Source organism: Serratia sp. CY32780 (genome assembly GCF_052169135.1).
In the GTDB taxonomy this organism is placed as follows: domain Bacteria; phylum Pseudomonadota; class Gammaproteobacteria; order Enterobacterales; family Enterobacteriaceae; genus Serratia; species Serratia sarumanii.
The window spans coordinates 169,283-192,343 of record NZ_JBJNLI010000003.1 but is presented as its reverse complement, the minus strand read 5'-3'; the positions used below and the strand labels follow the sequence as shown (position 1 = coordinate 192,343).

General features: G+C 61.8%; 19 protein-coding genes. 9 read left to right on the top strand and 10 right to left on the bottom strand.

What is annotated here, in order from left to right:
* Positions 1 to 27 precede the first annotated feature (27 nt).
* Together exbD and exbB are read right to left on the bottom strand one after the other, a co-directional pair.
* Entirely contained in the window at positions 28 to 450 is a 423-nt protein-coding gene (gene exbD, locus ACJ8HH_RS17180) for a TonB system transport protein ExbD (protein ID WP_004937307.1), read from the bottom strand.
* 3 nt (positions 451 to 453) lie between these two features.
* Complete coding sequence (gene exbB / locus ACJ8HH_RS17175) at positions 454 to 1,431, bottom strand: tol-pal system-associated acyl-CoA thioesterase (protein WP_072264955.1); 978 nt, start codon at positions 1,429 to 1,431, stop codon at positions 454 to 456.
* 430 nt (positions 1,432 to 1,861) lie between these two features.
* Here exbB and metC point away from each other — a divergent pair, with 430 nt between their 5' ends.
* On the top strand, positions 1,862 to 3,073 hold the full coding sequence (gene metC / locus ACJ8HH_RS17170; protein WP_197750701.1) for a cystathionine beta-lyase: 1,212 nt from the start codon (positions 1,862 to 1,864) through the stop codon (positions 3,071 to 3,073).
* Between the two features lie 130 nt (positions 3,074 to 3,203).
* Positions 3,204 to 3,866, top strand: coding sequence for a DedA family protein (locus tag ACJ8HH_RS17165; protein WP_033636044.1), 663 nt, complete (start codon positions 3,204 to 3,206; stop codon positions 3,864 to 3,866).
* 67 nt (positions 3,867 to 3,933) lie between these two features.
* Here the strand turns inward: ACJ8HH_RS17165 and ACJ8HH_RS17160 are convergent, their stop codons facing one another.
* Positions 3,934 to 4,821 (bottom strand): AraC family transcriptional regulator, encoded by an 888-nt coding sequence (locus ACJ8HH_RS17160; RefSeq protein WP_194243347.1) that lies wholly within the window; start codon positions 4,819 to 4,821, stop codon positions 3,934 to 3,936.
* A 226-nt stretch (positions 4,822 to 5,047) separates the two neighbouring features.
* On the opposite strand from ACJ8HH_RS17160, the gene yqhD reads away from it, so the two are divergent.
* The 3 genes from yqhD to ACJ8HH_RS17145 all read left to right on the top strand — a co-directional run bounded on the left by yqhD (position 5,048) and on the right by ACJ8HH_RS17145 (position 8,071).
* Complete coding sequence (yqhD, locus tag ACJ8HH_RS17155) at positions 5,048 to 6,211, top strand: alcohol dehydrogenase (protein WP_060436659.1); 1,164 nt, start codon at positions 5,048 to 5,050, stop codon at positions 6,209 to 6,211.
* A gap of 287 nt (positions 6,212 to 6,498) precedes the next feature.
* Positions 6,499 to 7,323 carry a 2,5-didehydrogluconate reductase DkgA gene (gene dkgA / locus ACJ8HH_RS17150; RefSeq protein ID WP_033654835.1) on the top strand — a complete coding sequence of 275 codons (825 nt, stop codon included), beginning with the start codon at positions 6,499 to 6,501 and terminating at the stop codon, positions 7,321 to 7,323.
* Positions 7,324 to 7,465: 142 nt separating this feature from the next.
* Positions 7,466 to 8,071 (top strand): transglycosylase SLT domain-containing protein, encoded by a 606-nt coding sequence (locus ACJ8HH_RS17145; protein ID WP_033649078.1) that lies wholly within the window; start codon positions 7,466 to 7,468, stop codon positions 8,069 to 8,071.
* A gap of 63 nt (positions 8,072 to 8,134) precedes the next feature.
* On the opposite strand, the gene ACJ8HH_RS17140 is transcribed toward ACJ8HH_RS17145, so the two are convergent.
* A complete protein-coding gene (locus ACJ8HH_RS17140; protein ID WP_060431359.1) occupies positions 8,135 to 10,303 on the bottom strand; it encodes a YgiQ family radical SAM protein in 2,169 nt (722 codons plus the stop codon).
* Between the two features lie 80 nt (positions 10,304 to 10,383).
* On the bottom strand, positions 10,384 to 11,118 hold the full coding sequence (locus tag ACJ8HH_RS17135) for a GntR family transcriptional regulator (protein ID WP_039569295.1): 735 nt from the start codon (positions 11,116 to 11,118) through the stop codon (positions 10,384 to 10,386).
* A 657-nt stretch (positions 11,119 to 11,775) separates the two neighbouring features.
* Between ACJ8HH_RS17135 and ACJ8HH_RS17130 the strand changes: the two genes are divergently transcribed.
* On the top strand, positions 11,776 to 13,173 hold the full coding sequence (locus ACJ8HH_RS17130) for a purine-cytosine permease family protein (RefSeq protein ID WP_025304294.1): 1,398 nt from the start codon (positions 11,776 to 11,778) through the stop codon (positions 13,171 to 13,173).
* Positions 13,170 to 14,102, top strand: a complete 933-nt coding sequence (locus ACJ8HH_RS17125; protein WP_043148017.1) for a PfkB family carbohydrate kinase — start codon at positions 13,170 to 13,172, stop codon at positions 14,100 to 14,102. Before ACJ8HH_RS17130 ends, ACJ8HH_RS17125 begins: the two co-directional genes overlap by 4 nt.
* Before the next feature lie 34 nt (positions 14,103 to 14,136).
* On the opposite strand, the gene ACJ8HH_RS17120 is transcribed toward ACJ8HH_RS17125, so the two are convergent.
* On the bottom strand, positions 14,137 to 15,387 hold the full coding sequence (locus ACJ8HH_RS17120) for a nucleoside permease (RefSeq protein WP_033649108.1): 1,251 nt from the start codon (positions 15,385 to 15,387) through the stop codon (positions 14,137 to 14,139).
* An 81-nt stretch (positions 15,388 to 15,468) separates the two neighbouring features.
* The gene (xapA, locus tag ACJ8HH_RS17115; RefSeq protein WP_039569302.1) at positions 15,469 to 16,290 is read right to left on the bottom strand and encodes a xanthosine phosphorylase; all 822 of its coding nucleotides are present in this window, start codon (positions 16,288 to 16,290) and stop codon (positions 15,469 to 15,471) included.
* 137 nt (positions 16,291 to 16,427) lie between these two features.
* On the opposite strand from xapA, the gene ACJ8HH_RS17110 reads away from it, so the two are divergent.
* The gene (locus ACJ8HH_RS17110; RefSeq protein WP_033649072.1) at positions 16,428 to 17,339 is read left to right on the top strand and encodes a LysR family transcriptional regulator; all 912 of its coding nucleotides are present in this window, start codon (positions 16,428 to 16,430) and stop codon (positions 17,337 to 17,339) included.
* A 17-nt stretch (positions 17,340 to 17,356) separates the two neighbouring features.
* On the opposite strand, the gene ftsP is transcribed toward ACJ8HH_RS17110, so the two are convergent.
* The 3 genes from ftsP to parC all read right to left on the bottom strand — a co-directional run bounded on the left by ftsP (position 17,357) and on the right by parC (position 22,159).
* Complete coding sequence (gene ftsP / locus ACJ8HH_RS17105) at positions 17,357 to 18,772, bottom strand: cell division protein FtsP (protein WP_033636056.1); 1,416 nt, start codon at positions 18,770 to 18,772, stop codon at positions 17,357 to 17,359.
* A 132-nt stretch (positions 18,773 to 18,904) separates the two neighbouring features.
* Entirely contained in the window at positions 18,905 to 19,639 is a 735-nt protein-coding gene (locus tag ACJ8HH_RS17100; RefSeq protein WP_033649071.1) for a 1-acylglycerol-3-phosphate O-acyltransferase, read from the bottom strand.
* A gap of 246 nt (positions 19,640 to 19,885) precedes the next feature.
* On the bottom strand, positions 19,886 to 22,159 hold the full coding sequence (gene parC / locus ACJ8HH_RS17095) for a DNA topoisomerase IV subunit A (protein WP_033636058.1): 2,274 nt from the start codon (positions 22,157 to 22,159) through the stop codon (positions 19,886 to 19,888).
* Positions 22,160 to 22,474: 315 nt separating this feature from the next.
* Between parC and ACJ8HH_RS17090 the strand changes: the two genes are divergently transcribed.
* Positions 22,475 to 23,056: an NAD(P)H-dependent oxidoreductase gene (locus tag ACJ8HH_RS17090; RefSeq protein ID WP_033636059.1), complete on the top strand. Its 582-nt coding sequence runs from the start codon at positions 22,475 to 22,477 to the stop codon at positions 23,054 to 23,056.
* Positions 23,057 to 23,061 lie beyond the last annotated feature (5 nt).

Genomic DNA, 23,061 nt, shown 5'->3' with positions numbered 1-23,061 from the left:
TGAGCGCCCTTTATCGTTTTGCTGCCGCTACTTGGCGGCGCCTTCCATGCCCACCAGCCCCACTTTCAGGTAGCCGGCTTTACGCAGAGTGTCCATCACGCTCATCAGCGTTTCATAGTCCACGCTCTTGTCCGCCTGGAAGAAGATGGTGGTTTCTTTGTTGGCCTGAGTGCGTTGATCCAGCACCGAAGTCAGCTGATCGGCATTCACCGGCTGATCGCCAACGTAGAGCTGCTTGTCGGCCTTCACCGACAGGAACACCGGTTTTTCCGGCCGCGGCTGCGGTTTGGCGGAAGAAGCCGGCAGATCGACGCGGATATCTACCGTTGCCAGCGGCGCGGCCACCATAAAGATGATCAACAGCACCAACATGACGTCGATAAACGGCGTCACGTTGATTTCATGCAATTCGCCGCTGTCGTCCAGATCTTCATTTAAGCGCATCGCCATGACTCACCCCGCCCGCAGTTGGTGTGCGTGCTGTGAGCGCTTGGCTTCCGCCGTTGCGGCCAGATCCAGATCGCGACCCTGCAGCAGCAAGACCTGCGCCGCCACGTCGCCTACCTGGGCACGATGGCCGCTGATGACGCGGGCAAAGATGTTGTAGATAACGACGGCAGGGATCGCCGCGACCAGGCCCAGCGCGGTCGCCAGCAGCGCTTCCGCGATGCCCGGCGCCACGACCGCCAGGTTGGTGGTCTGCGAATGGGCGATGCCGATGAAGCTGTTCATGATGCCCCACACGGTGCCGAACAGGCCGACGAACGGCGAGATGGCGCCGATGGTGGCCAGGAAACCGTTGCCGCGGCCCATGTTGCGGCTGTAGGCCGCCACGCGGCGCTCGAGGCGGAAGCCGGTACGCTCTTTGATGCCGTTGTTGTCGCTGGACTCTGCGGACAGCTCCAGCTCATTTTGCGCGTCGTTCAGCAAGACAGCGCTGACGCTCTGCGAGCCGAAGTTTTGCGCCAGCTCGGAAGCTTCATCCAGCGAGCGCGCGTCGGCCAGCGCCAGCTGTTCGCGGCGCAGGCGGCGTTTGGCGCGCAGCAATTCACTGCCTTTGGAGAACAGAATGGTCCAGGTCACGATCGAGGCCAGCACCAGGCCGATCATTACCGCTTTCACCACCGCGTCGGCGTGCTGATACATGCCCCAAACGGACAGATCCATGCCGCGGGTTTCCGGTGGCTGGATCGTTGGCGCCGGGTTCACCGGCGTGATGCTCTCCGGCGCGGCGGCTGCAGGTGCAGGCGCGGTGGTCGGCGCAACGCTTTCGGTAACGGCCGGATTGGCCGCCGGCGCCGCCTGCGCGCTGCCGGCCAGCCCCACGACCAACACCATTGAAGCCATCAGGCTGCGGCCAAAGGCCTTGCCCCACTGCGCCCGGCCCTGGCCGAACGATCCTTGATTTAAATTCTTGCCAGCCGTTTTCACGCTGTGCCTCCACCCATTACCGATCAAAATTAAGGAATAATTCAGCGTGCGATCATATCAAACCAACCGGGGATTGATAGTAGTTCTCATTATTATTTACCAAATAAACGAGAAAATTTTAGCCAACCCCGCGGCAAAGCGCCAATCCGCGTCCGTTCACCGCCAAACGCCCCTTTTATGGGGTTATTTCGTTACTTTTCCCCCACAACGGCGCAACAAGGCCACGCTGCCGAACGGCATCCGACCGATGAATGGGCTTCTCTCTCGCCGCTCGGCAGAAGGATTAGGCGAGAAATGCGCAGTCGGCAGCCAATTATAGCCGTTTCTGTATCTGGAAGTTAAAACGTCTGGATGGCTATATTGACTCATGATAACGTAAGGGCTATCGCAAACGGGCACGTGCAGAGCAACCAGAGGTGAGCCAGGTACCATGACGTCAAAACATATCGAAACCACGCTGATCGGCGCCGGCCGCGGCAAGCGCTACACCCAGGGCTCCGTCAATCCCGTCACGCAACGCGCCTCTTCTTTGGTCTTCGACTCCGTCGCCGCCAAAAAACACGCCACCGCGCAGCGCGCCCACGGCGAGCTGTTTTACGGCCGACGCGGCACCCTGACCCACTTCGCGCTGCAGGATGCGATGGTGGAGCTGGAGGGCGGCGCCGGCTGCGTGCTGTACCCCTGCGGCGCGGCGGCGGTAGCCAATGCGATCCTGTCGTTCGTCGGCGCCGGCGATCACCTGCTGGTCACCGGCTCGGCGTACGAACCGACCCAGGATTTCTGCACCCATATCCTCGGCCGCATGAACGTCAGCACCACCTATTTCGATCCATTAATTGGCGCCGATATCGCCACGCTGATCCAGCCCAATACCCGCGTGGTGTTCCTGGAATCCCCCGGCTCCATCACCCTGGAAGTGCAGGATATTCCGGCGATGGTGCAGGCCATCCGCGCCGTGGCGCCGGAGGTGGTGATCATGATCGACAACACCTGGGCGGCGGGCGTGCTGTTCAAGGCGCTGGATTTCGACATCGACATTTCGATTCAGGCCGGCACCAAATACCTGATCGGCCATTCCGATTACATGCTCGGCACCGCCGTCGCCAACGCGCGCTGTTGGGATCGGCTGCGCGAGTACTCCTACCTGATGGGGCAGATGGTGGATGCCGACACCGCCTACATGGCGAGCCGCGGCCTGCGCACCCTGAGCGTGCGCCTGAAGCAGCACGAGCGCAGCAGCATCGAAGTCGCCCACTGGCTGGCGGCACGGCCGGAGGTGGCGACGGTCAATCACCCGGCCCTGCCCAGCTGCAAGGGCCACGAGTTCTACCGCCGCGACTTCAGCGGCTGCAACGGGCTGTTCTCCTTCGTGCTGAAAGAGCGGCTGGATGATGCGCAGCTGGCCGCCTACCTGGACAACTTCAGCCATTTCAGCATGGCCTACTCCTGGGGCGGCTTCGAGTCGCTGATCCTGGCCAACCAGCCGGAAGAGCTGGAAGCGATCCGTCCGGCGGGCGGCGTCGATTTCTCCGGCACGCTGGTGCGCCTGCACATCGGCCTGGAGAACGTCGAAGACCTGATCGCCGATCTGGCGGCCGGCTTCGATCGCCTCAGCGGCGTGCGCCAAGGCGGATTCCGGTAATTTTCTTCGCCTTGTTTAATGTCGGCTTAAGCTATTAGCGGTACACTAATCGGGTAACTGTCAGATACGGTAACCGCCGCATCCTGGAGAACGTGACCCCGGGCGCAACCGGCATGCAACAGGACATAAAATGGATGTATTACGAGAGATTATTCATGCGCTTTGGCAGCAGGACTTTATCGCCCTCGCCGATCCAAGCGTAATTTGGGTGGTTTACGCCGTACTTTTCACCACCCTGTTTTTGGAAAACGGACTGCTGCCCGCCTCCTTCCTCCCCGGCGACAGCCTGCTGCTGCTGTCGGGCGCGCTGATCGCCAAAGGCGTGATGGGCTTTGCCCCCACCCTGCTGATTCTGACCGCCGCCGCCGGCCTCGGCTGCTGGCTGAGCTATATCCAGGGCCGCTGGCTGGGCCACACCGGCCTGGTGAAGAGCTGGCTGCTGCAGCTGCCGGCGCAGTACCACCAGCGCGCGCACAACCTGTTCAATCGCCACGGGCTGACGGCGCTGCTGATCGGCCGCTTCCTCGGCTTCGTGCGCACGCTGCTGCCGACCATGGCCGGCATTTCCGGGCTCAACAGCTCGCGCTTCCAGGTGTTCAACTGGCTGAGCGCGGCGATCTGGGTCTGTGCGCTGGTGGGCCTCGGCTACGCTTTCAGTCAAATCCCTCTGGTAAAACGCTACGAAAGCCAGGTGATGACCGGCCTGATGCTGCTGCCGCTGCTGCTGCTGTTCGTCGGCCTGCTGGGCGCCATGCTGGTGATCTGGCGCAAAAAGCGCGCTTCCTCTTCCTAAATCCGGCGCGCTACAGCGCCTTCTCGACCAGCGCCCCGCAAGATCGTCCTGCCCCCGTAAACGCGGCTCAGCCCTCCAGCAGCAGCGGGTTGGCCTCGCGCAGCCGGGCGACTTCATCGCTCGGCGTCATGCCGAACAGCCGCTTGAATTCACGGCTGAACTGCGACGCGCTCTCGTAGCCGACGCGGATCGCCGCGGTGCTGGCCTTCAGGCCGTCATGCACCATCAGCAGGCGCGCCTTATGCAGCCGGTACGACTTCACGTACTGCAGCGGCGAGGTGTTGGTCACCGCTTTGAAATTGTGGTGGAACGCCGAGACGCTCATGTTGACCTCGCCGGCCAACTGCTCGACGTTGAGGTTGTCGGCATACTGATGTTCGATGCGCCGCAGCGCCTTGGCGATCTGGCTGAAGTGGGTATGGCGATTGACCAACTCCTGCAGCGACGCGCCGCAGGTGCCGCGCAGCACGTAGTAAAGGATCTCGCGCACGATCTGCGGCCCCAGCACCCGGGCGTCGAGCGGCTTGGCCATCACGTCCAGCAGGCGTTCGGTGGCGCACAGCAGCGCTTCCGTCAGCTCGGCCAGGTTCACCCCGTTGCTCTCCGCCCGCGGTTGCATCAGGTAGTCGTCGTCGCCGATGTCGATCAGCAAATCCTGCAGCATTTGGGTATCGATATTGACCGCCAATCCAACCAGCGGCAGTTCCGGGCTGGCGAAGGTTTCGCATTCGAACGGCAGCGGCACCGTCATCAGCAGGTAGTTGCGCGGATCGTACTGGAACACCTTACTGCCGCAATAGCCGACCTTGTGCCCCTGAAAGATGATGACGATCCCCGGTTCGTACATCACCGGTTGGCGCGGGCAGTGGCGATCGACATACAGGATCTTCACCCGCGGCACCGGCGACGGCGTGTAGCCGTTGCCGGTGGCGATAGCCATCGCCTGGCGCGCCATGCGGCTGCGCTGCGCATCGATTTCAATCACGGAAACACCCTCTTACAGTCAGAACGATTCGGCATAAATCATAATTTAAAATTCGCTATTCCTACAGAGGATTGTAGAAATAGGCAAGAACCAAACAGGAATGTGCATTGTGCGCTGCCGGCAGGTTGCTGACAATACGGGCCAGAAACCTTTGCGCCATTTTGGCGCCCGCCTGACAGAAAGAGAGAAATCAACCATGCAAAACTTCATTCTGCATACCCCAACCAAAATCCTGTTCGGCAAGGACCAAATTGCCGAAGTGGCCGGCCAGATCCCGGCGGACGCACGCATCCTGATCACCTACGGTGGCGGCAGCGTGAAGAAAAACGGCGTGCTGGATCAGGTGTATAGCGCGCTGGCCGGCCGCGACGTGCGGGAATTCTCCGGCATTGAGCCGAACCCGACCTACGAAACGCTGATGAAAGCGGTCGAGGTGGTAAAGGCGGAAAACATCGATTTCCTGCTGGCAGTCGGCGGCGGGTCGGTGGTTGACGGCACCAAGTTCATCGCCGCCGCCGCCCGTTATACCGCCAACGGCGACGCCTGGCATATCCTGCAGACCGTCGGCAGCCACATCGCCGACGCGGTGCCGATGGGCTGCGTACTGACGCTGCCGGCCACCGGTTCCGAATCCAACAGCGGCGCGGTGATCACCCGTAAAAGCAGCGGCGACAAGCAGCACTTCTTCTCGCCGCTGGTGCAACCGCGCTTCGCCGTGCTGGATCCGGTGGTGACCTATTCGCTGCCGCCGCGCCAGATCGCCAATGGCGTGGTCGACGCCTTCGTGCACACCCTGGAGCAGTATCTGACCTACCCGGTCGACGCCAAGGTGCAAGATCGCTTCGCCGAAGGCCTGCTGCTGACCCTGCAGGAGGACGGCCCGCGCGCGCTGGCCGAACCGGAAAACTATGCGGTGCGCGCCAACGTGATGTGGAGCGCCACCATGGCGCTGAACGGCCTGATCGGCGCCGGGGTGCCGCAGGACTGGGCAACCCACATGCTGGGCCACGAGCTGACCGCCATGCACGATCTCGACCACGCGCAAACGCTGGCCATCGTGCTGCCGGCGCTGCTGCACGAGAAGAAAGCGCAGAAGCGCGCAAAACTGCTGCAGTACGCTGACCGCGTTTGGGGCCTGCGCGAAGGCAGCGAAGACAGCCGCATCGACGGCGCCATCGCCGCCACTCGCGCCTTCTTCGAGCAGATGGGCGTACCGACCCGCATGGCGGATTATCAGCTCGACGGCAGCAGCATTCCGGCGCTGCTCGACAAGCTGCATCAGCACGGCATGACCGCCCTGGGCGAGCATCAGGACATCACCCTGGACGTCAGCCGCCGCATTTACGAAGCGGCGCGTTAATCGCAAAACGGCGATTTTTTGCTAGGCTTTAGTCTCCGCCAGCCATTTTTCGCCGCATCCGGCGCCCGGCCGATCACCGGGCGCCGTCAGGCGCCTCAGCGCGCCGCCGATCGTTTCGCACCACCCGTCTTACCGCTCATTCGCAGGGAGAGCGGCGAGAAAATCGCCCTCCCGCCACCGCTGAAATTAGGCTGGCAAACCCGGCAACCGCCCACTTTGCCAACTAGAATTTATCTATAGCCGTTTCGGTGCCGCAGGCGCCGCAATCCGTACACAAGGAGATGCGCATGACAACGCAACAACCCATCATCAAACTCCACGATGGTAATCTGATGCCGCAGTTGGGTCTCGGCGTTTGGCAGGCGAGTATTGAAGAGACCACCCGCGCGGTGAGCAAAGCGCTGGAGATCGGTTACCGCTCCATCGACACCGCCGCGATCTACAAGAACGAGGAAGGCGTCGGCGCCGCGCTGCAGTCCAGCTCGCTGCCGCGCAGCGACCTGTTCATCACCACCAAGCTGTGGAACGACGATCAGGGCGATCCGCTGGCGGCGCTGGAAACCAGTTTGGAAAAACTCAAGCTGGACTATGTGGATCTGTATCTGATCCACTGGCCGCGCCCGCAGCAGGATCAATACGTCTCCGCCTGGCGCGAACTGATCAAACTGCGCGATCAAGGCCTGGTGAAAAGCATCGGCGTATGCAACTTCCATACGCCGCACCTGCAGCGCCTGCTGGATGAAACCAACGTGGCGCCGGTCGTCAACCAGATAGAGCTGCATCCGCTGCTGCAACAGCGCCAGCTGCGCGCCTGGAACGCCACGCACCACATCGCCACCGAATCCTGGAGCCCGCTGGCGCAGGGCGGTGAAGGGGTGTTCGACCAGCCGCTGATCAAGGCGCTGGCCGAGAAATACGAGAAAACCCCGGCGCAGATCGTGGTGCGCTGGCACCTGGACAGCGGCCTTATCGTGATCCCGAAATCGGTCACGCCGTCGCGCATCCGCGAAAACTTCGAGGTGTTTGATTTCAAACTCGATAAGGACGAACTGGGCGAGATCGCCAAGCTGGACATCGGCAACCGCCTCGGGCCGGACCCGGATACCCTGTAAGTCCTCCCCAAGCCCTCTCCCGTCGGAGGGGGCTTTTCCTTTCCGCACATTGCTCCCTTGCGCCGCCTGACGTTATGATGACGACGCCGGAGGCTCCGCCCGCCGGTTAATACCGTTAAAAAACAGACAAGCACGGAGCACCATGAAATTCTCTTTCTCACACGGGTCACGGCTGGGCATGCTTTGCATCATGCTGGTGCTGGCGGGTTGCGCCGGCAAGAAACAGCGCGTCAGCTACGATCGCCACGCCTTCGACAGCGCCATTAAAGACGCCGCCAGCGAATACGGCGTAGACGCCAAGCTGATCACCGCCATGATCCAGGTGGAGTCCGGTTTCAACCCCGCCGCAGTGAGCAGATCCAATGCGATCGGCCTGATGCAGCTGAAAGCCGATACCGCCGGCTGCGACGCCTATCGCTACAAAGGCAAACGCGGTTGCCCGGACGATGACGATCTGCTGGATCCCGACACCAATATCGATCTCGGCGCCGCCTATCTGGCCACCTTGCAAAAACAACAGCTTAAAGGGATCGCCAATCCCGTTACGCTGCGCTACGCCACCATCATCGCCTACGTCAACGGCACCGGCGCGCTGCTGCGCACCTTCTCCAGTAACCGCCAGCAGGCCATCGCGATGATCAACAACCTGTCGCCGGAAGCCTTTAACTGGCACGTGCGCAAATACCATCCCGCTCCGCAGGCGCCGCGCCATTTGATGAAAGTGGAAGCCGCCTACGATCGGCTGTGATGAGTAAAAGTAAAAAGGAGAACCCGAGGGTTCTCCTTTTTGTTTGCGCCCGCGGCGTGGCCGTTACGGCTTGGCTTTGCGAATCGGTTTGCGTGGCGGCCGGTTGGACGGCGTGCGCTGCCGATTGATATCGGTATGTTTGGTCAGCGCCGGCCGGGTATGGCGCTGCAGGCGTTTCGCTTCGCGCTGCTCGTCGATGCTCGGCGCCGGCACCAGACACTCGCGGCGGCTGCCGATCAGGTGCTTCAGCCCCATCTCTTCCAGCGCGGCGCGGATCAGCGCCCAGTTGGCCGGATCGTGGTAACGCAGCAGCGCCTTGTGCAGGCGGCGCTGGCGATCGCCGCGCGGCACCACCACGTCTTCGCTCTTGTACCCCACCTTGCTCAGCGGGTTTTTGCCGCTGTAATACATGGTGGTGGAGTTGGCCATCGGCGAAGGATAGAAGTTCTGCACCTGATCGAGGCGGAAACGGTTCTTCTTCAGCCACAGCGCCAGGTTCACCATGTCTTCATCGCGGGTGCCCGGGTGCGACGAGATGAAGTACGGGATCAGGTACTGCTCTTTGCCCGCCTGCTTCGAATAGTGATCAAACAGCTGCTTGAAGCGATCGTAGCTGCCCATGCCCGGCTTCATCATCTTCGACAGCGGCCCTTCTTCGGTGTGCTCCGGCGCGATCTTCAGGTAGCCGCCGACGTGGTGGGTCGCCAGCTCCTTGATATAACGCGGATCTTCCACCGCCAGATCGTAACGTACCCCGGAGGCGATCAGGATCTTCTTGATGCCCTCCAGCGAACGCGCGCGGCGATACAGCTTGATGGTCGGCTCGTGGTTGGTGTCCATATAGGTGCAGATCTCCGGATACACGCACGAGGCGCGGCGGCAGGTCTGCTCGGCGCGCGGGTTGGTGCAGCGCAGCATATACATGTTGGCGGTCGGGCCGCCGAGATCGGAGATCACGCCGGTAAAGCCCGGCACCTTGTCGCGGATCTCTTCGATTTCGCGAACGATCGAATCTTCCGAACGGCTCTGGATGATGCGCCCTTCATGCTCGGTGATCGAACAGAACGAGCAGCCGCCGTAGCAGCCGCGCATGATATTCACCGAGAAACGGATCATGTCATAGGCCGGAATGCGATCCTGGCCGTAGGACGGGTGCGGCACGCGCTGATAAGGCAGCGCGAAGACGCTGTCCATCTCCGGCGTGGTCAGCGGGATCGCCGGCGGGTTGATCCACACGTAGCGGTCGCCGTGTTTCTGCATCAGCGCACGGGCGCAGCCCGGGTTGGTTTCATGGTGCAGAATGCGCGAGGTGTGCGCATACAGCACCTTGTCGCCCTTCACTTTCTCGAAGGACGGCAGCAGCACATAGGTCTTCTCCCACGGCTTCGGCTTGGCGGCGCGCACGGTGACAGGCTTGGCTTCCGGCTCTTTCGGCTTGGCGCCGTCGGCGCACGGCAGATCGTCGCCGTACGGGTTCGGGATAGCTTCGATGCGGCCCGGCTTGTCGAGGCGGGTGGAATCCACGCCGCTCCAGCCCGGCAGCGCTTCTTTGCGCATTACGGCGGTATTGCGAATATCGTGGATGTCGCCAATCTTCTCACCGGCGGCCAGGCGATGCGCCACTTCCACCAGCGGGCGTTCACCGTTGCCGTAGATCAGCATGTCGGCCTTGGAATCCACCAGCACCGAGCGGCGCACGGTATCCGACCAGTAATCGTAGTGGGCGATACGGCGCAGGCTGGCTTCGATGCCGCCCAGCACGATCGGCACGTCTTTGTAGGCTTCTTTACAGCGCTGGCTGTAGACCAGGGTAGCGCGATCCGGGCGTTTGCCGCCGACGTTGCCGGCGGTGTAAGCATCGTCGTGGCGCAGTTTGCGATCGGCGGTATAGCGGTTGATCATCGAGTCCATGTTGCCGGCGGTGATGCCGAAGAACAGGTTCGGTTTCCCCAACCGCATGAAGTCTTCTTTGTTGCTCCAGTCCGGCTGCGCGATGATGCCGACGCGGAAGCCCTGCGCTTCCAGCATGCGGCCGATGATCGCCATGCCGAAGCTCGGGTGATCGACATAGGCGTCGCCGCTGATGATGATCACATCGCAGCTGTCCCAGCCCAGTTGATCCATCTCTGCTCGCGACATCGGTAAAAACGGCGCGGTGCCAAAACATTCCGCCCAATAAGGCTTATAGGAAAACAGTTCACGATCGGGTTGGATCAGGCTGGTGGTGCTCATTCTGCTGCTCTTTTTACAGGTTAATTAATCGCCGGGCGGCGATTATACGCACTAGCTGCAAAAAGAGCATGGTTATTTCGCTAACCGTTCACTTCGAATTCATAAACGTCGCTGCGGCACAAGATATCGCTGAACTCCAGCGCCTCACCCTGGGCATTGCGGCTGGTCTGGGTGATGTGCAACAACGGCGCGCCGCACGGCACGTTGAGCAGCTCGGCAACCTCGTCGCTGCAGGATACCGCCTTCAGCAGAAAGTGTTTATCTTCAGGCACGATGCCGCGCGATTGCCATAACGCATACAGCGAATGTTCCAGCTGCCCCGGTTCGGGCAGGAAGCGTGGCGGAATATAGGTGGTTTCCAGCGAGACCGGGCTGCCGTTCAGCAAGCGCAAACGCCGCAGTTTGACCACCTCATCTCCTTCCGCCAGCCCCAGCGCCGCCGCGGCCTTGGCCGGCGCGCCGACCCGGGTGCGCAGCAGCCATCGATTGCTGACGCTGCTGCCGTGACGCAGCGCCTGAGCGGTGAAACCGCTGTCCTTATCGAGGGAATAGCCAATGTGCATCGCCACGCGGGTGCCAACGCCCTGCTGTCGCAAAATCAGCCCCTTCTCCTCCAGCAGTTTCATCGCCTTGCTGACGGTGACGCGCGACAGCGCCAGGCCTTCCGCCATCTGCCGTTCGGGCGGCAGAAACGCCTCTGCCGCCAGCACCTGCTGCCTGATCGCGTTTTCTATCGCCGATGCCAACTGAATATAACGCGGCGCTACCGCCCCCTGCGCCAGATGGCCACGCAGCCAGGCCATAAAATCCGTCATTCGCCCGCCCTCTTACCTATGCCATTTGTCTGAATGTCGTTTTTATCCTATCGCCTGTCCGGCGATAAGCCCCTCACCTTAACTAAAATATCGCTAATGTTTTCAGAGTGGCATCACAATTTTTGCCTAATGGACTTTCATTGGATCTAGATCGCGCGTAATCTGTGCTTATTGATGTTGATACATCAATCGCACCAACACCAGGGACCCACTTTAAAAACAATAAAAAACCCGCTGCCAGCCCTAAAGGATACCCTTGATGGCCGGCAGCGGGGATATACTGTCAGCACAAACGGCCGAGAATAAGCAACGTAGCTAATGGATAGCTTGCTCACTGCTCATAGCCACATCACAGGATCCCCTCGCGGTGGGCGCAACGGATCGATGTCGGCAAATAGAAACGTTCCCGCTTCGCCAAACCCCGCTGCAGACCCACTCTTTGACTACACTCATTGGCGCCGTGCGGCCGACGTGCCTTACCCGATAAGGCGGATACCGCCCTCACTTTGACAGACCCGGCGGTATCAGCCGCTACACACTGCGCGGAATCGGCGTCTTCACCGACAACGGAATAGCCGGCGTCAACCGCGCCAACGGAATCGATTTTCAGTCAACTGCGGCGGCCCTCGCGGCCCTGCGCTACAGGGATCATTTGCTATGACCGATATCAATCGCAATGAAGCATGGAAGGTAGAAAGTACCGGTATCGATCGGGTGCCGGACGCGGAACAGACCGGCAAGCCCATCGAGCTGTTTTGGATCTGGTCGGCGGCCAATATCGGCATTCTCGGCGTGGTGTACGGCGCCATTATCGTCGGCTTCGGCTTATCCTTCCTGCAATCGGTACTCGCCGCGCTGGTCGGCGTCGCCAGCTTCGTGCTGGTCGGCCTCACCAGCTTCGCCGGCAAGCGCGGGCGCACCTCGACGCTGACGCTCTCGCGGGTGATTTTCGGCCTGAAGGGCAACGTGGCGCCCACCCTGTTCAGTTGGATCAACCTGATGGGCTGGGAAGCGGTCAACGTGATCACCGGCACCCTGACGCTGGCGGCGCTGTTCGAGGCCTTCGGGTTGGGTAGCAGCCACCTGCTGACCGCGCTCAGCCTGCTGCTGTTCGGCGGGCTCACTGTCGTCGTCAGCCTGCTGGGGCAAAATACCGTGGTCTGGATGCAAAGCTGGTTCAGCCGCATCTTCGGCACCATGACGCTGATCGTGGTGCTCTATATCCTGTTCAACACCGAGTGGAGCCAGGTGCTGGCGCTGCCTTCCGGCAGCTGGTTGACCGGCTTCCTGCCGGCGGTATCGGTGATCGCCGCCGGCACCGGCATCAGTTGGGCGATTGCCGGCGCCGATTACAGCCGCTATCAAAGCCCGAGTTCGTCGAGCAAAAGCATTTTCGCCGCGGTAATGGGCGGCGCCTGTTTGCCGCTGATGCTGCTGATGCTGGCCGGCATCCTGCTTTCCGTGCAGCTGCCCGATCTGGCCAGCGCCGCCAACCCCATCGCGCTGATAGGCTCGGTGCTGCCCGCCTGGATGGCCATTCCTTATCTGCTGGCCGCCACCGCCGGCATCGTCACCATCGCGGTGCTCAGCCTGTATTCCGCCAGCCTTAACCTGCTGACCATCGGCGTGCAGGTCAAGCAGTGGCTGGCGGTATCGATCGACGCGGTGGTGGTGTTGGGCATCGCCCTGTATGTGCTGTTCATCTCCGGCGATTTCATGGGGCCGTTCATCTCCTTCCTGGTGTTCTGCGGCGTCTTCCTGGCGGCCTGGGAGGCGATTTTCCTGCTCGATTACCTGTGCCTGCGCCGCCGCCACGGGTATGATGGCAACGCTTTGTACGGCCTGCATGGCCAGAACCGCGGCGTGCGCAAAGCCCCGCTGTTCTGCTGGTTCCTCGGCGCCCTGTGCGGCCTGCTGGTCACCAAAACCGGTTTTATCGACGGCCCGCTGGCCAAAGGCTTGTTCGCCGATTCCAGCCTGGGGCTGTTTGTGTCGTTCGCGGTGAGTCTGATCGCTTACGGTCTGTACCTGACCCAACGCAGAGAACATCAATGAGTGAGTGGGAAGCTGTAACACCTGTCCTGGTGATTGGGGGCGCGGTTGGCGATCTGGTGATGACGCTGCCGCGCCTGCCGACCAGCGGCGAAGATATCGAAGCCCAGCCGCAGGCGCGGCAAATCGGCGGCTGCGCGTTCAACGTGGCGCGCGCGCTGGTGCGCCTGGAAACGCCGGTGATTAACGGCATGCCGGTTGGCAACGGCGAATGGGGCGCGGCGGTCGAAGCCGCCATGGGCGAGCTGGGGCTGGAGGTGCTGCTGCGCCACGGCCAGATGGACAACGGCTGGTGCCTGGCGCTGGTGGAGCCGAACGGTGAACGCACCTTCATCACGGTTTCCGGCTGCGAAAGCCAATGGAATAAAGCGCAGCTGGCGACGCTGCCGCTGACGGAGCACACCCTGATCTACGCCAGCGGCTACGAGCTGGCGGGCGAAAGCGGCGAGGCGCTACGCGAGTGGCTGACGCGCATGCCGTTCGACCAACCGCGCCTGATCGATCCCGGCCCGCGCATCGCTCAGCTCAGCGAAGATTTCTTCGCCATGCTCAGCGACAGCCACACCCTATTGACGCTCAACCGCGACGAAGTGGCCGCGCTGTGCGGCGGCGGCGACGCCGTGGAGGCCGCGCAGCGCTATGCCGCCGCCCGTAACCTGACGCTGGTCTGCCGCCTGGATCGCGACGGCGCGTGGATCTGCGACGGCCGCACGCCGCCGCTGCACGTGCCCGCCTATCCGGTAGACGTCGTCGACACCATCGGCGCGGGCGATGCCCACTGCGCCGGTTTGCTGGCGGGCCTGTCCGCCGGCTGGCCGCTGCCGCAGGCGGTCGATCTGGCCAACCGGGTCGCCGCTTGCGTGGTGGCCAGCCTCGGCGCCGCCAATCCGCCGGACCGGCAGCAGTTGCAACAGCGCTTCCCGCAGGCCTGACGTTTCATGGCGCCGTCACGCGGTGCCTTCTGCCTTACTGCGCCGCCGCCGCGCTCTCCTGCGGCGGGTGGCGATAGTTGAAGCTCAACGCGAACACGATCCCCAGCACCAGCGTATACAGCGCAAACACCAGCCAGATGCTCTGCCAGTCTTTCACGCCGTCATGGCTGAAGAAGTCCACCACCTCGCCGCTGGCGAGCGCCCCCAGATAGGCGCCCAAACCGTTCACCATGGTCATGAACAGCCCCTGCGCGCTGGCGCGGATGCGGCGATCGGCCTCTTTCTCGACGAAGATGGCACCGGAGATATTAAAGAAGTCGAAGGCGCAGCCGTAGACGATCATCGACAGCAGCAGCAGAACGAAACCAAAGCCGACCGGCGTGCCATAGGCCAGGAACAGGAAGCGCAGCGTCCAGGCCGCCATGCTGATAAGCATCACCTGCTTGATGCCGTAACGGCGCAGGAAGAAGGGAATGGTGAGGATAAAGAATACTTCGGAGATCTGCGACAGCGACAGCAGCACCGCCGGATACCGGACGCTGAGGCTGTCCTGATACAGCGGGTTGAGCGACAGATCGTGCAGGAACGGGTTGCCGAAGGTATTGGTTATCTGCAGCGCCGCGCCAAGCAACATGGCGAACAGGAAAAACAGCGCCATGCGCCGCTGGCGGAACAGTACCAGCGCATCCAGCCCCAGCACGCTCACCCAGCTCTTCGACTCGGCCGCGCGGTTGGTCGGGCAGCGCGGCAGCGTCAGTGAATAAGCGGACAGCAGCAGCGACGCCGCAGAAGCCAGATACAGCTGCAGATTGCTGAGCTCGATTCGGCTGAAGCCGACCAGCCACATCGCCAGAATGAACCCCACCGTGCCGTACACCCGCACCGGCGGAAAGTCCTTCACCGTGTCAAAGCCGTGCTTTTCGAGACAAAAATAGGAAATGGCGTTAGAGAGCGCGATGGTCGGCATATAGACCATGGCGTTGAACAGCATCACCCAGAACATCAGCATCGGTTGCTCGACCTGCGCCGCGCAGTACAGCGCCAGCGCCCCGAGCAGGTGACAAAGCGCATACAGGTAGTTGGCCTTCATCCACCGATCGGCGATGATGCCCGCCAGCCCCGGCATGATCAGCGCGGCGATGCCTTTGGCGCTGTAAACCATCCCCACCTGCATGCCGCTGAAATGCAGCGTGTTGATCATGTAGGAGCCCAGCGTCACCAACCAGGCACCCCAGATAAAGAACTGCAGGAAAATCATGACTTTCAATCGTGCTTTTATCGCCATCGCCATCACCTTGTTATTATGCTTTCAACGATGATTGGTGCGGCGGGCCCCCTGCAGCTCGCCGCCGGTTTGCCTGCGGTGTTACAGCGTTTTGAACAGCTCGCGGATCAGGCGCATGAAATCGTCCGCCGCCAGCGCCGCGCAGCTGAGCGTTTGTTCATGGGAGAGCGGCGTATCCGACAGCCCTTCGGCGTAGTTGGTCATCGCGGACACCACCAGCACCTTGAGGCCGCAGTGGCGCGCCGTCAGGACTTCCGGCACGATCGACATGCCCACCACGTCGCAGCCCAGGGTCTGCATCATGCGGATCTCCGCCGGCGTTTCGAAATTCGGCCCGGTGTAGGCGGCGAACACCCCTTCCGCCAGCGGAATGCCCGCGCTTTCGGCCACCGCCGCCAGCCGGGCGCGCAGATCGCGATCGTAGGCGTTCGCCAGGCTGAAGAAGCGCGGCCCGAAGCGCTCGTCGTTGGCGCCGACCAGCGGCGATTCCGGCATGAAGTTGATGTGATCGGTGATGGCCACCAGGCTGCCCGGCGCCACCGAGCGGCGCAGCGAACCGGCGGCGTTGGTCGCCAGCAGGAATTCACAGCCCAGCAGTTTGAAGGTGCGCACTGCGGTGGTCATCACCTGCATGCCGCGCCCTTCATAGAAATGACCGCGCCCTTTCATGCACAATACCGGCACGCCTTCCAGCTTGCCGGCGACCAGCTGCCCGGCATGGCCGGCGACGCCGCTCACCGGGAAGCCCGGCAGCTCCCCGTAGTCGATGGTGACGGTTTCGGTCATCACCTCCGCCAGGGCGCCGAGCCCGGAGCCGAGAATCAAGGCCGCTTTCGGCTGGAAACCCGGCAGGCGTGCGCGGACGACATCGGCGCAGGTAAAAGCATCTTCTTGATTAAACATCGTATTCTCTCTTTCAGCGGGGGATAATAATCCCCATAGTAGAGAGCGAGGCGCGGCCGAGACCAATACATTCTTGGCGGCCGATTTATTCCATTTACCTATAAGTTGAGCTGCGTCACAAGGAGGCGATACCCCGGATGAATCAGCCCCATGCCCTGCCCGATCCCGGCCGGATTAACTTCCGCCTGCTGCACTATTTCCGCGTGGTGGCGGAAGAGATGAACTTCACCCAGGCGGCGCGGCGGCTGAATATGTCACAGCCGCCGCTCAGCAAGCACATCAAGGAGCTGGAAAGCCAGCTCGGCGTGGTGCTGTTCAAACGCACCACCCGCTCAATGACGCTGACACCGGCCGGCCGCATGCTGCTGCGCAACGTCGAGCGGCTGCTGGATCAGGCCGACAGCGCGCTGCATCAGGTGCAACAGATGGGGCGCGGCGAAGGCGGCCACATGGTGGTCGGCATGGTCGGCACCTCGGCCTGGGGCGGCCTGATCGCGGCGCTGCGGCGGTTCAGCGAGCAAAACGCCGGCGTCACCTGGTCGTTGAACGAGCTGACGCCCAGCCAGCAAATCGCCGCGCTGCAAAAGCGGCATATCGATATCGGGGTCTGGCGAGAGGCGCAGCAACAGACGCTGCCGGGGTTGACCTGCCAACGCTTGGCGAGCGAGAGCATCGCCGTGGTGCTGCCGCTCGATCATCCGCTGGCGCAGCAGGAAAGCATCCCGCTGGCGGCGCTGCAGAACGACAGTTTCATCGTGCTGCCGCCGCACGAGGCCAGCCTGGGGCTGTATCTGCACAATCTGTGCCTGCAGCAGGGATTTTTGCCGGACGTCGCTTATCAGGTCAACGAGCCGCAAACCCTGCTGGCGCTGGTGGCGGAGGGCTGCGGCATTACGCTGCTGCCGGACAGCTACGGCCGCATCCCGTGGCCCGGCGTCCGCTTTTGCTCGCTGCAGCAGGCGCCGCCGGCGGATCTGTACGCGGTTTACCGCGCCGACAGCGTCACGCCGGTCGTAGAGGCCTTTCTGGAGATGCTGCGGGCGCCGTAAGCGGCCCGCAGCGCAGATTACATCGTCGGCTGCACCATCAGCTGGCCGGCGGTGCCGCGATCGGCCATCTCCAACGTCTGGCTGTAATACAGGAACGGGAAGTGTTCGGAGGTAGGTTGGTTGAAATACACCAGCAGCTCGACGTCGCCATCGACCCAGACGGTGTCCTTCCAGCCGCGATCTTCCGCCATCGGCTGCGCGCCGTTGACGCGTTTGATCAGGAACTGCACGCCCTGAATATGGAACGACTGCGGCGTATCCGCATGAATGTTCCAGCGTTCCCAGGTGCCTTGCTGCGCCTGCACGTCGATGCGGTTCATGTCCCAAATCGCGCCGTTGATGCCGACGCCGCCGTCGCCCAGGCGGAAATCGCGAGTGCGGCTGGCGCTGCCGTCCAACAGCTGATCCGCCAGCAGGCGCATCGGCAGGTTGTCGGTCACCAGCGGCAGCAGGCCGGTCGGGCGCAGCGTCAGCACCTGGGTGGACACCAGAATGCTCGACGGCTCGAACAGGCCGCGCAGGCGATCCATGATGCCCGCCGCTTCACCGGCGGTGATGGTCACCTCCTCGCCCTTCGACATGTCGATCAGCACTTCCCGGCGTTCGCCCGGCGCCAGCGACAGCTGCTGCACCGCGACCGGCGCGGGCAGGAAGCCCTGATCGCTGGCGATCACGTTGAATGGGCGCCCGTCGCTGAGCTGCAGGGTATAGCGGCGCGCGTTGGAGGCGTTGAGCAGGCGCAAACGCACCCAGCCGCGCGACACCTCGACATACGGATTTTGCACGCCGTTGACCAACAGCGTATCGCCGACGAAACCGCCCTGCGACGGCGCATCGTATTGCGGCGTGCCGAAGTTATCGAAGCGCTTGTCCTGAATGATCAGTGGGAAATCGTCGACGCCGTAGTGGTTGGGCAGCGGCAGCGCTTTGCTGACGGCATCCTCCACCAGCCACAGCCCGGCCAGCCCGTTGTAAACGTGCGGCGCCATGCGGTTCGGCGTATTGGCGTGGTACCAACAGGTGGCCGCCGCCTGGCGAATAGGCAGCACCGGCGACCAGTCGACGTTGGGCGACATCATGCGCGGCGCGCCGCCCATCAGCGTGCCCGGCACCTGCAGACCGCTGACGGTCATCGCCACCGGCTCCTGCAGGCGGTTGCTGTAGATCAGTTTGACGTCGTCGCCGCTGTAAACCCGCACCGTCGGCCCCAAATACATGCCGTTGATGCCCCACACCGCCGCCTTGCGGCTATCCATAAACGCCCAGTGGGCGCGCTGCAGGGTCAGGAACAGCGGCTGACCGCGGCGAGACTCCAGCAGTGGAGGAATGGGTAATGGGGTCTGCGTTCCGCTCGCCTCTGCCCTCAGCGGCACGGCGCTCGCGCACAGCGCCAGGCCCGATGCCTGTATAAACTGACGTCGACTGAGTGACATATTTTCTCCATGAAAAGCAATAACTAAACCGTGTGCAAAACCCAAACGCCCGCCAATCAAGATTAGCAGGCGCTCAGGCGTTAACGGCGCTGAACGCCAATTAAAAACGTATTCTTTGAAGCCGGTAGACTCTTATTTTTTGGCGGCGTTGCGCTGGGCGACTTCGGCGTCCAATTGGGCGATTTTCGCCTCCATCAGCTCGCGGCAATGCGCCGCCAGCTCGCGCACGTTTTCTTTGCCGTATTTGCTGGTATCCACCGGCGCCAACATCTCGACGATCACGTGACCGTTATTCCAGCGATTAAGATTTATATTACCGCTGGTGGTCGATACGCAGATCGGCACAATCGGCACGCCGGCGGCGATGGCCGCGTGGAACGCGCCGGTTTTAAACGGCATCAGCCCGCGACCGCGGCTGCGGGTCCCTTCCGGGAACATCCAGATCGAAATGTCTTTCTTTTTGAACTGCTCCGCCACCTGGGCGATGGTGCCGTGCGCCTTGGCGCGATTATCACGATCTATCAGCAGATTACCGGTCAGCCAATACAGCGGGCCGAAAAACGGGATCCACACCAGACTTTTTTTACCGACGGTCACGGTGCGCGGCTGCACGATATTCGAGGCCGTCACCATGTCGTAGTTATTTTGGTGGTTGGCGATATAGATGCAGTTGCCGTTGTTGGCCGCATCGGCCGGCACGCGGGTTTCAACCTTGATGCCGAACAGCGTCGACAGGCGGCCGAAAAGGTGGCCGAAGGTCGCCACATGGCGGGGATTGCGCGGGCTGAACAAGCAATAAACAGAACCGAAAATACACACCAGAATACAGAAAAGAGTGGCGAGAACGGCACGCAAAATCAATAACATAACAACCTCATTAGCACACTGCCAACGCAGTTTACTTCGCTGCGCAGATTCCTTTACTCATTATTTGCCGGCCAGGCGATAAGCACGCCGATATCGCCTGCCTTTCTCGCTATTTTCCCGCCAGCCGGCAATACGCACAATAATTTTATGCGCAGAAATGTTAACTATTTGGAAAATAAACGCCAGTAAAAATAAATAAGGCGGCCACAGCATGCTGCGACCGCCCGTTAACGCTGGCGCCAACGCTTACTCTTCGCTGTCGCCGCCCGACGCCCGCACCGGCGCATCCACTTCGACGCGATCGATGCGCTGCAGGCCGCGCGGCAGCTGGGTGCCCTTGCGCCCGCGCTCGGCGCGGAATTTCTGCAAATCCTCCGGCCGCAGCGTCAGCTTGCGTTTGCCGACGTGCAGCGTGACGGACGCCTGCGGCGGCAGCACGAACAGCCAGGCCAGCTTGTCGTCACCGGCCGCCGCCTGGGCTGCCGGAATGGAGACGATCTTGTTGCCTTTGCCCTTCGACAGCTGCGGCAGATCGGCGACCGGGAACATCAGCATGCGCCCGGCGGCGGTGATCGACAGCAGCATATCGTCTGCGCCGTGGATTTCCATCGGCGGCAGCGCCCTGGCGTTGTCCGGCAGCGTGATCATCACCTTGCCGGCGCGGTTGCGCGCCACCAAATCGTTGAAGGTGCAAACGAAGCCGTAACCGGCATCGGACGCCATCAGCAGCTTCTGATCGTCGGCCGCCATCAGCACTTGCTCAATGGTGGCGCCCGGCGGCGGCGTCAGCTTGCCGGTCAGCGGCTCGCCCTGCCCGCGCGCCGAAGGCAGCGTCATCGGATCGAGCGCATAGCTGCGCCCGGTGGAGTCGATGAATACCACCGGCTGGTTGCTCTTGCCGCGCGCCGCGCCGCGGAAGCTGTCGCCGGCCTTGTAGCTCAGGCCGGCCGGATCGATGTCGTGGCCCTTGGCGCTGCGCACCCAGCCCATTTCCGACAGCACGATGGTCACCGGCTCGGACGGCACGAAGTCGTGCTCGCTCATCGCCTTGGCTTCCGCGCGCTCGGTCAGCGGCGAACGGCGATCGTCGCCGTAGGTCTGCGCATCGGCCTGGATCTCTTTCTTGATCAGCGTGTTCAGCTTGCGTTCGGACGCCAGCAGCGCCTGCAGCTGATCGCGCTCTTTCGCCAACTCATCCTGCTCACCGCGGATCTTGACCTCTTCCAGCTTGGCCAGGTGACGCAGTTTCAGCTCGAGGATCGCTTCCGCCTGGGTATCGGAGATGCCGAAACGCTGCATCAGCACCGGCTTCGGCTCATCTTCGCTGCGGATGATGTGGATCACCTCGTCGATATTGAGGAACGCCACCAGCAAACCTTCGAGGATATGCAGGCGTTTCAGCACTTTCTCGAGGCGGTAGTTCAGGCGGCGGCGCACCGTGTCGCGACGGTAGGCCAGCCATTCGGTGAGGATCTCCACCAGCCCTTTGACCTGCGGGCGGTTATCCAGACCGATCATGTTCATGTTGATGCGGTAGCTGCGTTCCAGATCGGTGGTGGCGAACAGGTGGTTCATCACCTGTTCCAGATCGATACGGTTGGAGCGTGGCACGATCACCAGACGCGTCGGGTTTTCGTGGTCGGACTCATCGCGCAGATCTTCGACCATCGGCAGTTTCTTGGCGCGCATCTGGCTGGCGATCTGCTCCAGCACCTTGGCGCCGGACACCTGGTGCGGCAAGGCGGTGATCACCGCGCTGCCGTCTTCTTTCTTCCACACAGCGCGCATGCGCACCGAGCCGCGGCCGCTCTGGTAAATTTTGCGGATTTCATCGCGCGGGGTGATGATCTCGGCTTCGGTCGGGAAGTCCGGCCCCTGCACGAATTCGAGCAGATCGTCGAGCGAGGCGCCAGGTTTGTCGAGCAGCGCCACCGCAGCGGCGGCGACTTCGCGCACGTTGTGCGGCGGAATGTCGGTCGCCATGCCGACGGCGATGCCGGTGGTGCCGTTCAGCAGGATGTTCGGCAAGCGCGCCGGCAACATCTTCGGCTCTTGCAGCGTGCCGTCAAAGTTCGGGATCCAGTCGACGGTGCCCTGCCCCAGCTCGGCCAGCAGCACTTCGGCGTATTTGGAGAGGCGCGATTCGGTATAACGCATCGCCGCAAACGACTTGGGATCGTCCGGCGCCCCCCAGTTCCCCTGGCCGTCCACCAGCGGATAGCGGTACGAGAACGGCTGCGCCATCAGCACCATGGCTTCATAACACGCGCTGTCGCCATGCGGGTGGTATTTACCCAGCACGTCGCCCACGGTGCGGGCGGATTTCTTGAATTTGGCGCTGTTGTTCAGCCCCAGCTCAGACATGGCGTAGATGATGCGGCGTTGTACCGGCTTCAAACCGTCGCCAATGTACGGCAACGCCCGATCCATGATGACGTACATGGAATAGTTCAGATAGGCGTTTTCAGTGAATGTGTGCAGCGGTAAACGCTCTACACCATCATGAGTCAGATCACTCATTACTCAATTATCCTCAGACCGTGGCTTGGCAATCCCTGGACGACAATAAGGCATCGCTTGTCGATTCTGCCCGCGATAGTAACCCATCTGCGGGGTGGCTGTCACAGTTGGCGCAAGGATCGTCGGCCGAAGGCGCTGCCGCCGGGACGTTTAGGCAAAATTCCATCGCGATTGTTGATTAAGAATCAACACTGTTGTGTCTGTCGTCACGTTTTTACTTGCCTGGTCAGCGATTACACTCTCGTTCAGTAAGCTGTTTTTGCGCACCGCAGCGGAAAACGGCATCTATCTTAACTCTGACGGGAGACGCAAAAGATGAGCAATATCCTGATTATCAACGCTAAAAAGCAATTCGGCCATTCCAACGGCGAACTCAACCAAACCCTGAGCGACGTGGCGGAAAGCTTCCTGCGCGATCTGCAGCACGAGGTGCAGGTCACGGTGGTCGACGACGGCTATGACATTGAGGCCGAAGTGCAGAAATACCTGTGGGCCGACGCGGTCATCTATCAAATGCCAGGTTGGTGGATGGGCGAGCCGTGGATCCTGAAAAAATACATCGACGAAGTGTTCACCGCCGGCCACGGCAGCCTGTACGCCAGCGATGGCCGCACCCGCTCCGACGCCGGCAAGAAGTACGGCTCCGGCGGCCTGATTCAGGGCAAAAAATACCTGCTGAGCCTGACCTGGAACGCCCCGCTCGAAGCCTTCACCGATCCGAACCAGTTCTTCCACGGCGTCGGCGTCGACGGCGTTTACCTGCACTTCCACAAGGCCAACCAGTTCCTGGGGATGGAAGCCTTGCCGACCTTTATCTGCAATGACGTGATAAAACAACCGGATATCGAAACGGACATCGCACGTTATCGCGAGCACCTGGCGGGAATTTTTGCTTAACTGGC

Coding starts and splice junctions, on each gene's coding strand:
- exbD (WP_004937307.1), bottom strand. CDS start 450: ATGGCGATGCGCTTAAATGAAGATCTGGACGACAGCGGCGAATTGCAT.
- metC (WP_197750701.1), top strand. CDS start 1,862: ATGACGTCAAAACATATCGAAACCACGCTGATCGGCGCCGGCCGCGGC.
- ACJ8HH_RS17165 (WP_033636044.1), top strand. CDS start 3,204: ATGGATGTATTACGAGAGATTATTCATGCGCTTTGGCAGCAGGACTTT.
- ACJ8HH_RS17160 (WP_194243347.1), bottom strand. CDS start 4,821: ATGGCGCGCCAGGCGATGGCTATCGCCACCGGCAACGGCTACACGCCG.
- yqhD (WP_060436659.1), top strand. CDS start 5,048: ATGCAAAACTTCATTCTGCATACCCCAACCAAAATCCTGTTCGGCAAG.
- dkgA (WP_033654835.1), top strand. CDS start 6,499: ATGACAACGCAACAACCCATCATCAAACTCCACGATGGTAATCTGATG.
- ACJ8HH_RS17145 (WP_033649078.1), top strand. CDS start 7,466: ATGAAATTCTCTTTCTCACACGGGTCACGGCTGGGCATGCTTTGCATC.
- ACJ8HH_RS17140 (WP_060431359.1), bottom strand. CDS start 10,303: ATGAGCACCACCAGCCTGATCCAACCCGATCGTGAACTGTTTTCCTAT.
- ACJ8HH_RS17135 (WP_039569295.1), bottom strand. CDS start 11,118: ATGACGGATTTTATGGCCTGGCTGCGTGGCCATCTGGCGCAGGGGGCG.
- ACJ8HH_RS17130 (WP_025304294.1), top strand. CDS start 11,776: ATGACCGATATCAATCGCAATGAAGCATGGAAGGTAGAAAGTACCGGT.
- ACJ8HH_RS17125 (WP_043148017.1), top strand. CDS start 13,170: ATGAGTGAGTGGGAAGCTGTAACACCTGTCCTGGTGATTGGGGGCGCG.
- ACJ8HH_RS17120 (WP_033649108.1), bottom strand. CDS start 15,387: ATGGCGATAAAAGCACGATTGAAAGTCATGATTTTCCTGCAGTTCTTT.
- xapA (WP_039569302.1), bottom strand. CDS start 16,290: ATGTTTAATCAAGAAGATGCTTTTACCTGCGCCGATGTCGTCCGCGCA.
- ACJ8HH_RS17110 (WP_033649072.1), top strand. CDS start 16,428: ATGAATCAGCCCCATGCCCTGCCCGATCCCGGCCGGATTAACTTCCGC.
- ftsP (WP_033636056.1), bottom strand. CDS start 18,772: ATGTCACTCAGTCGACGTCAGTTTATACAGGCATCGGGCCTGGCGCTG.
- ACJ8HH_RS17100 (WP_033649071.1), bottom strand. CDS start 19,639: ATGTTATTGATTTTGCGTGCCGTTCTCGCCACTCTTTTCTGTATTCTG.
- parC (WP_033636058.1), bottom strand. CDS start 22,159: ATGAGTGATCTGACTCATGATGGTGTAGAGCGTTTACCGCTGCACACA.
- ACJ8HH_RS17090 (WP_033636059.1), top strand. CDS start 22,475: ATGAGCAATATCCTGATTATCAACGCTAAAAAGCAATTCGGCCATTCC.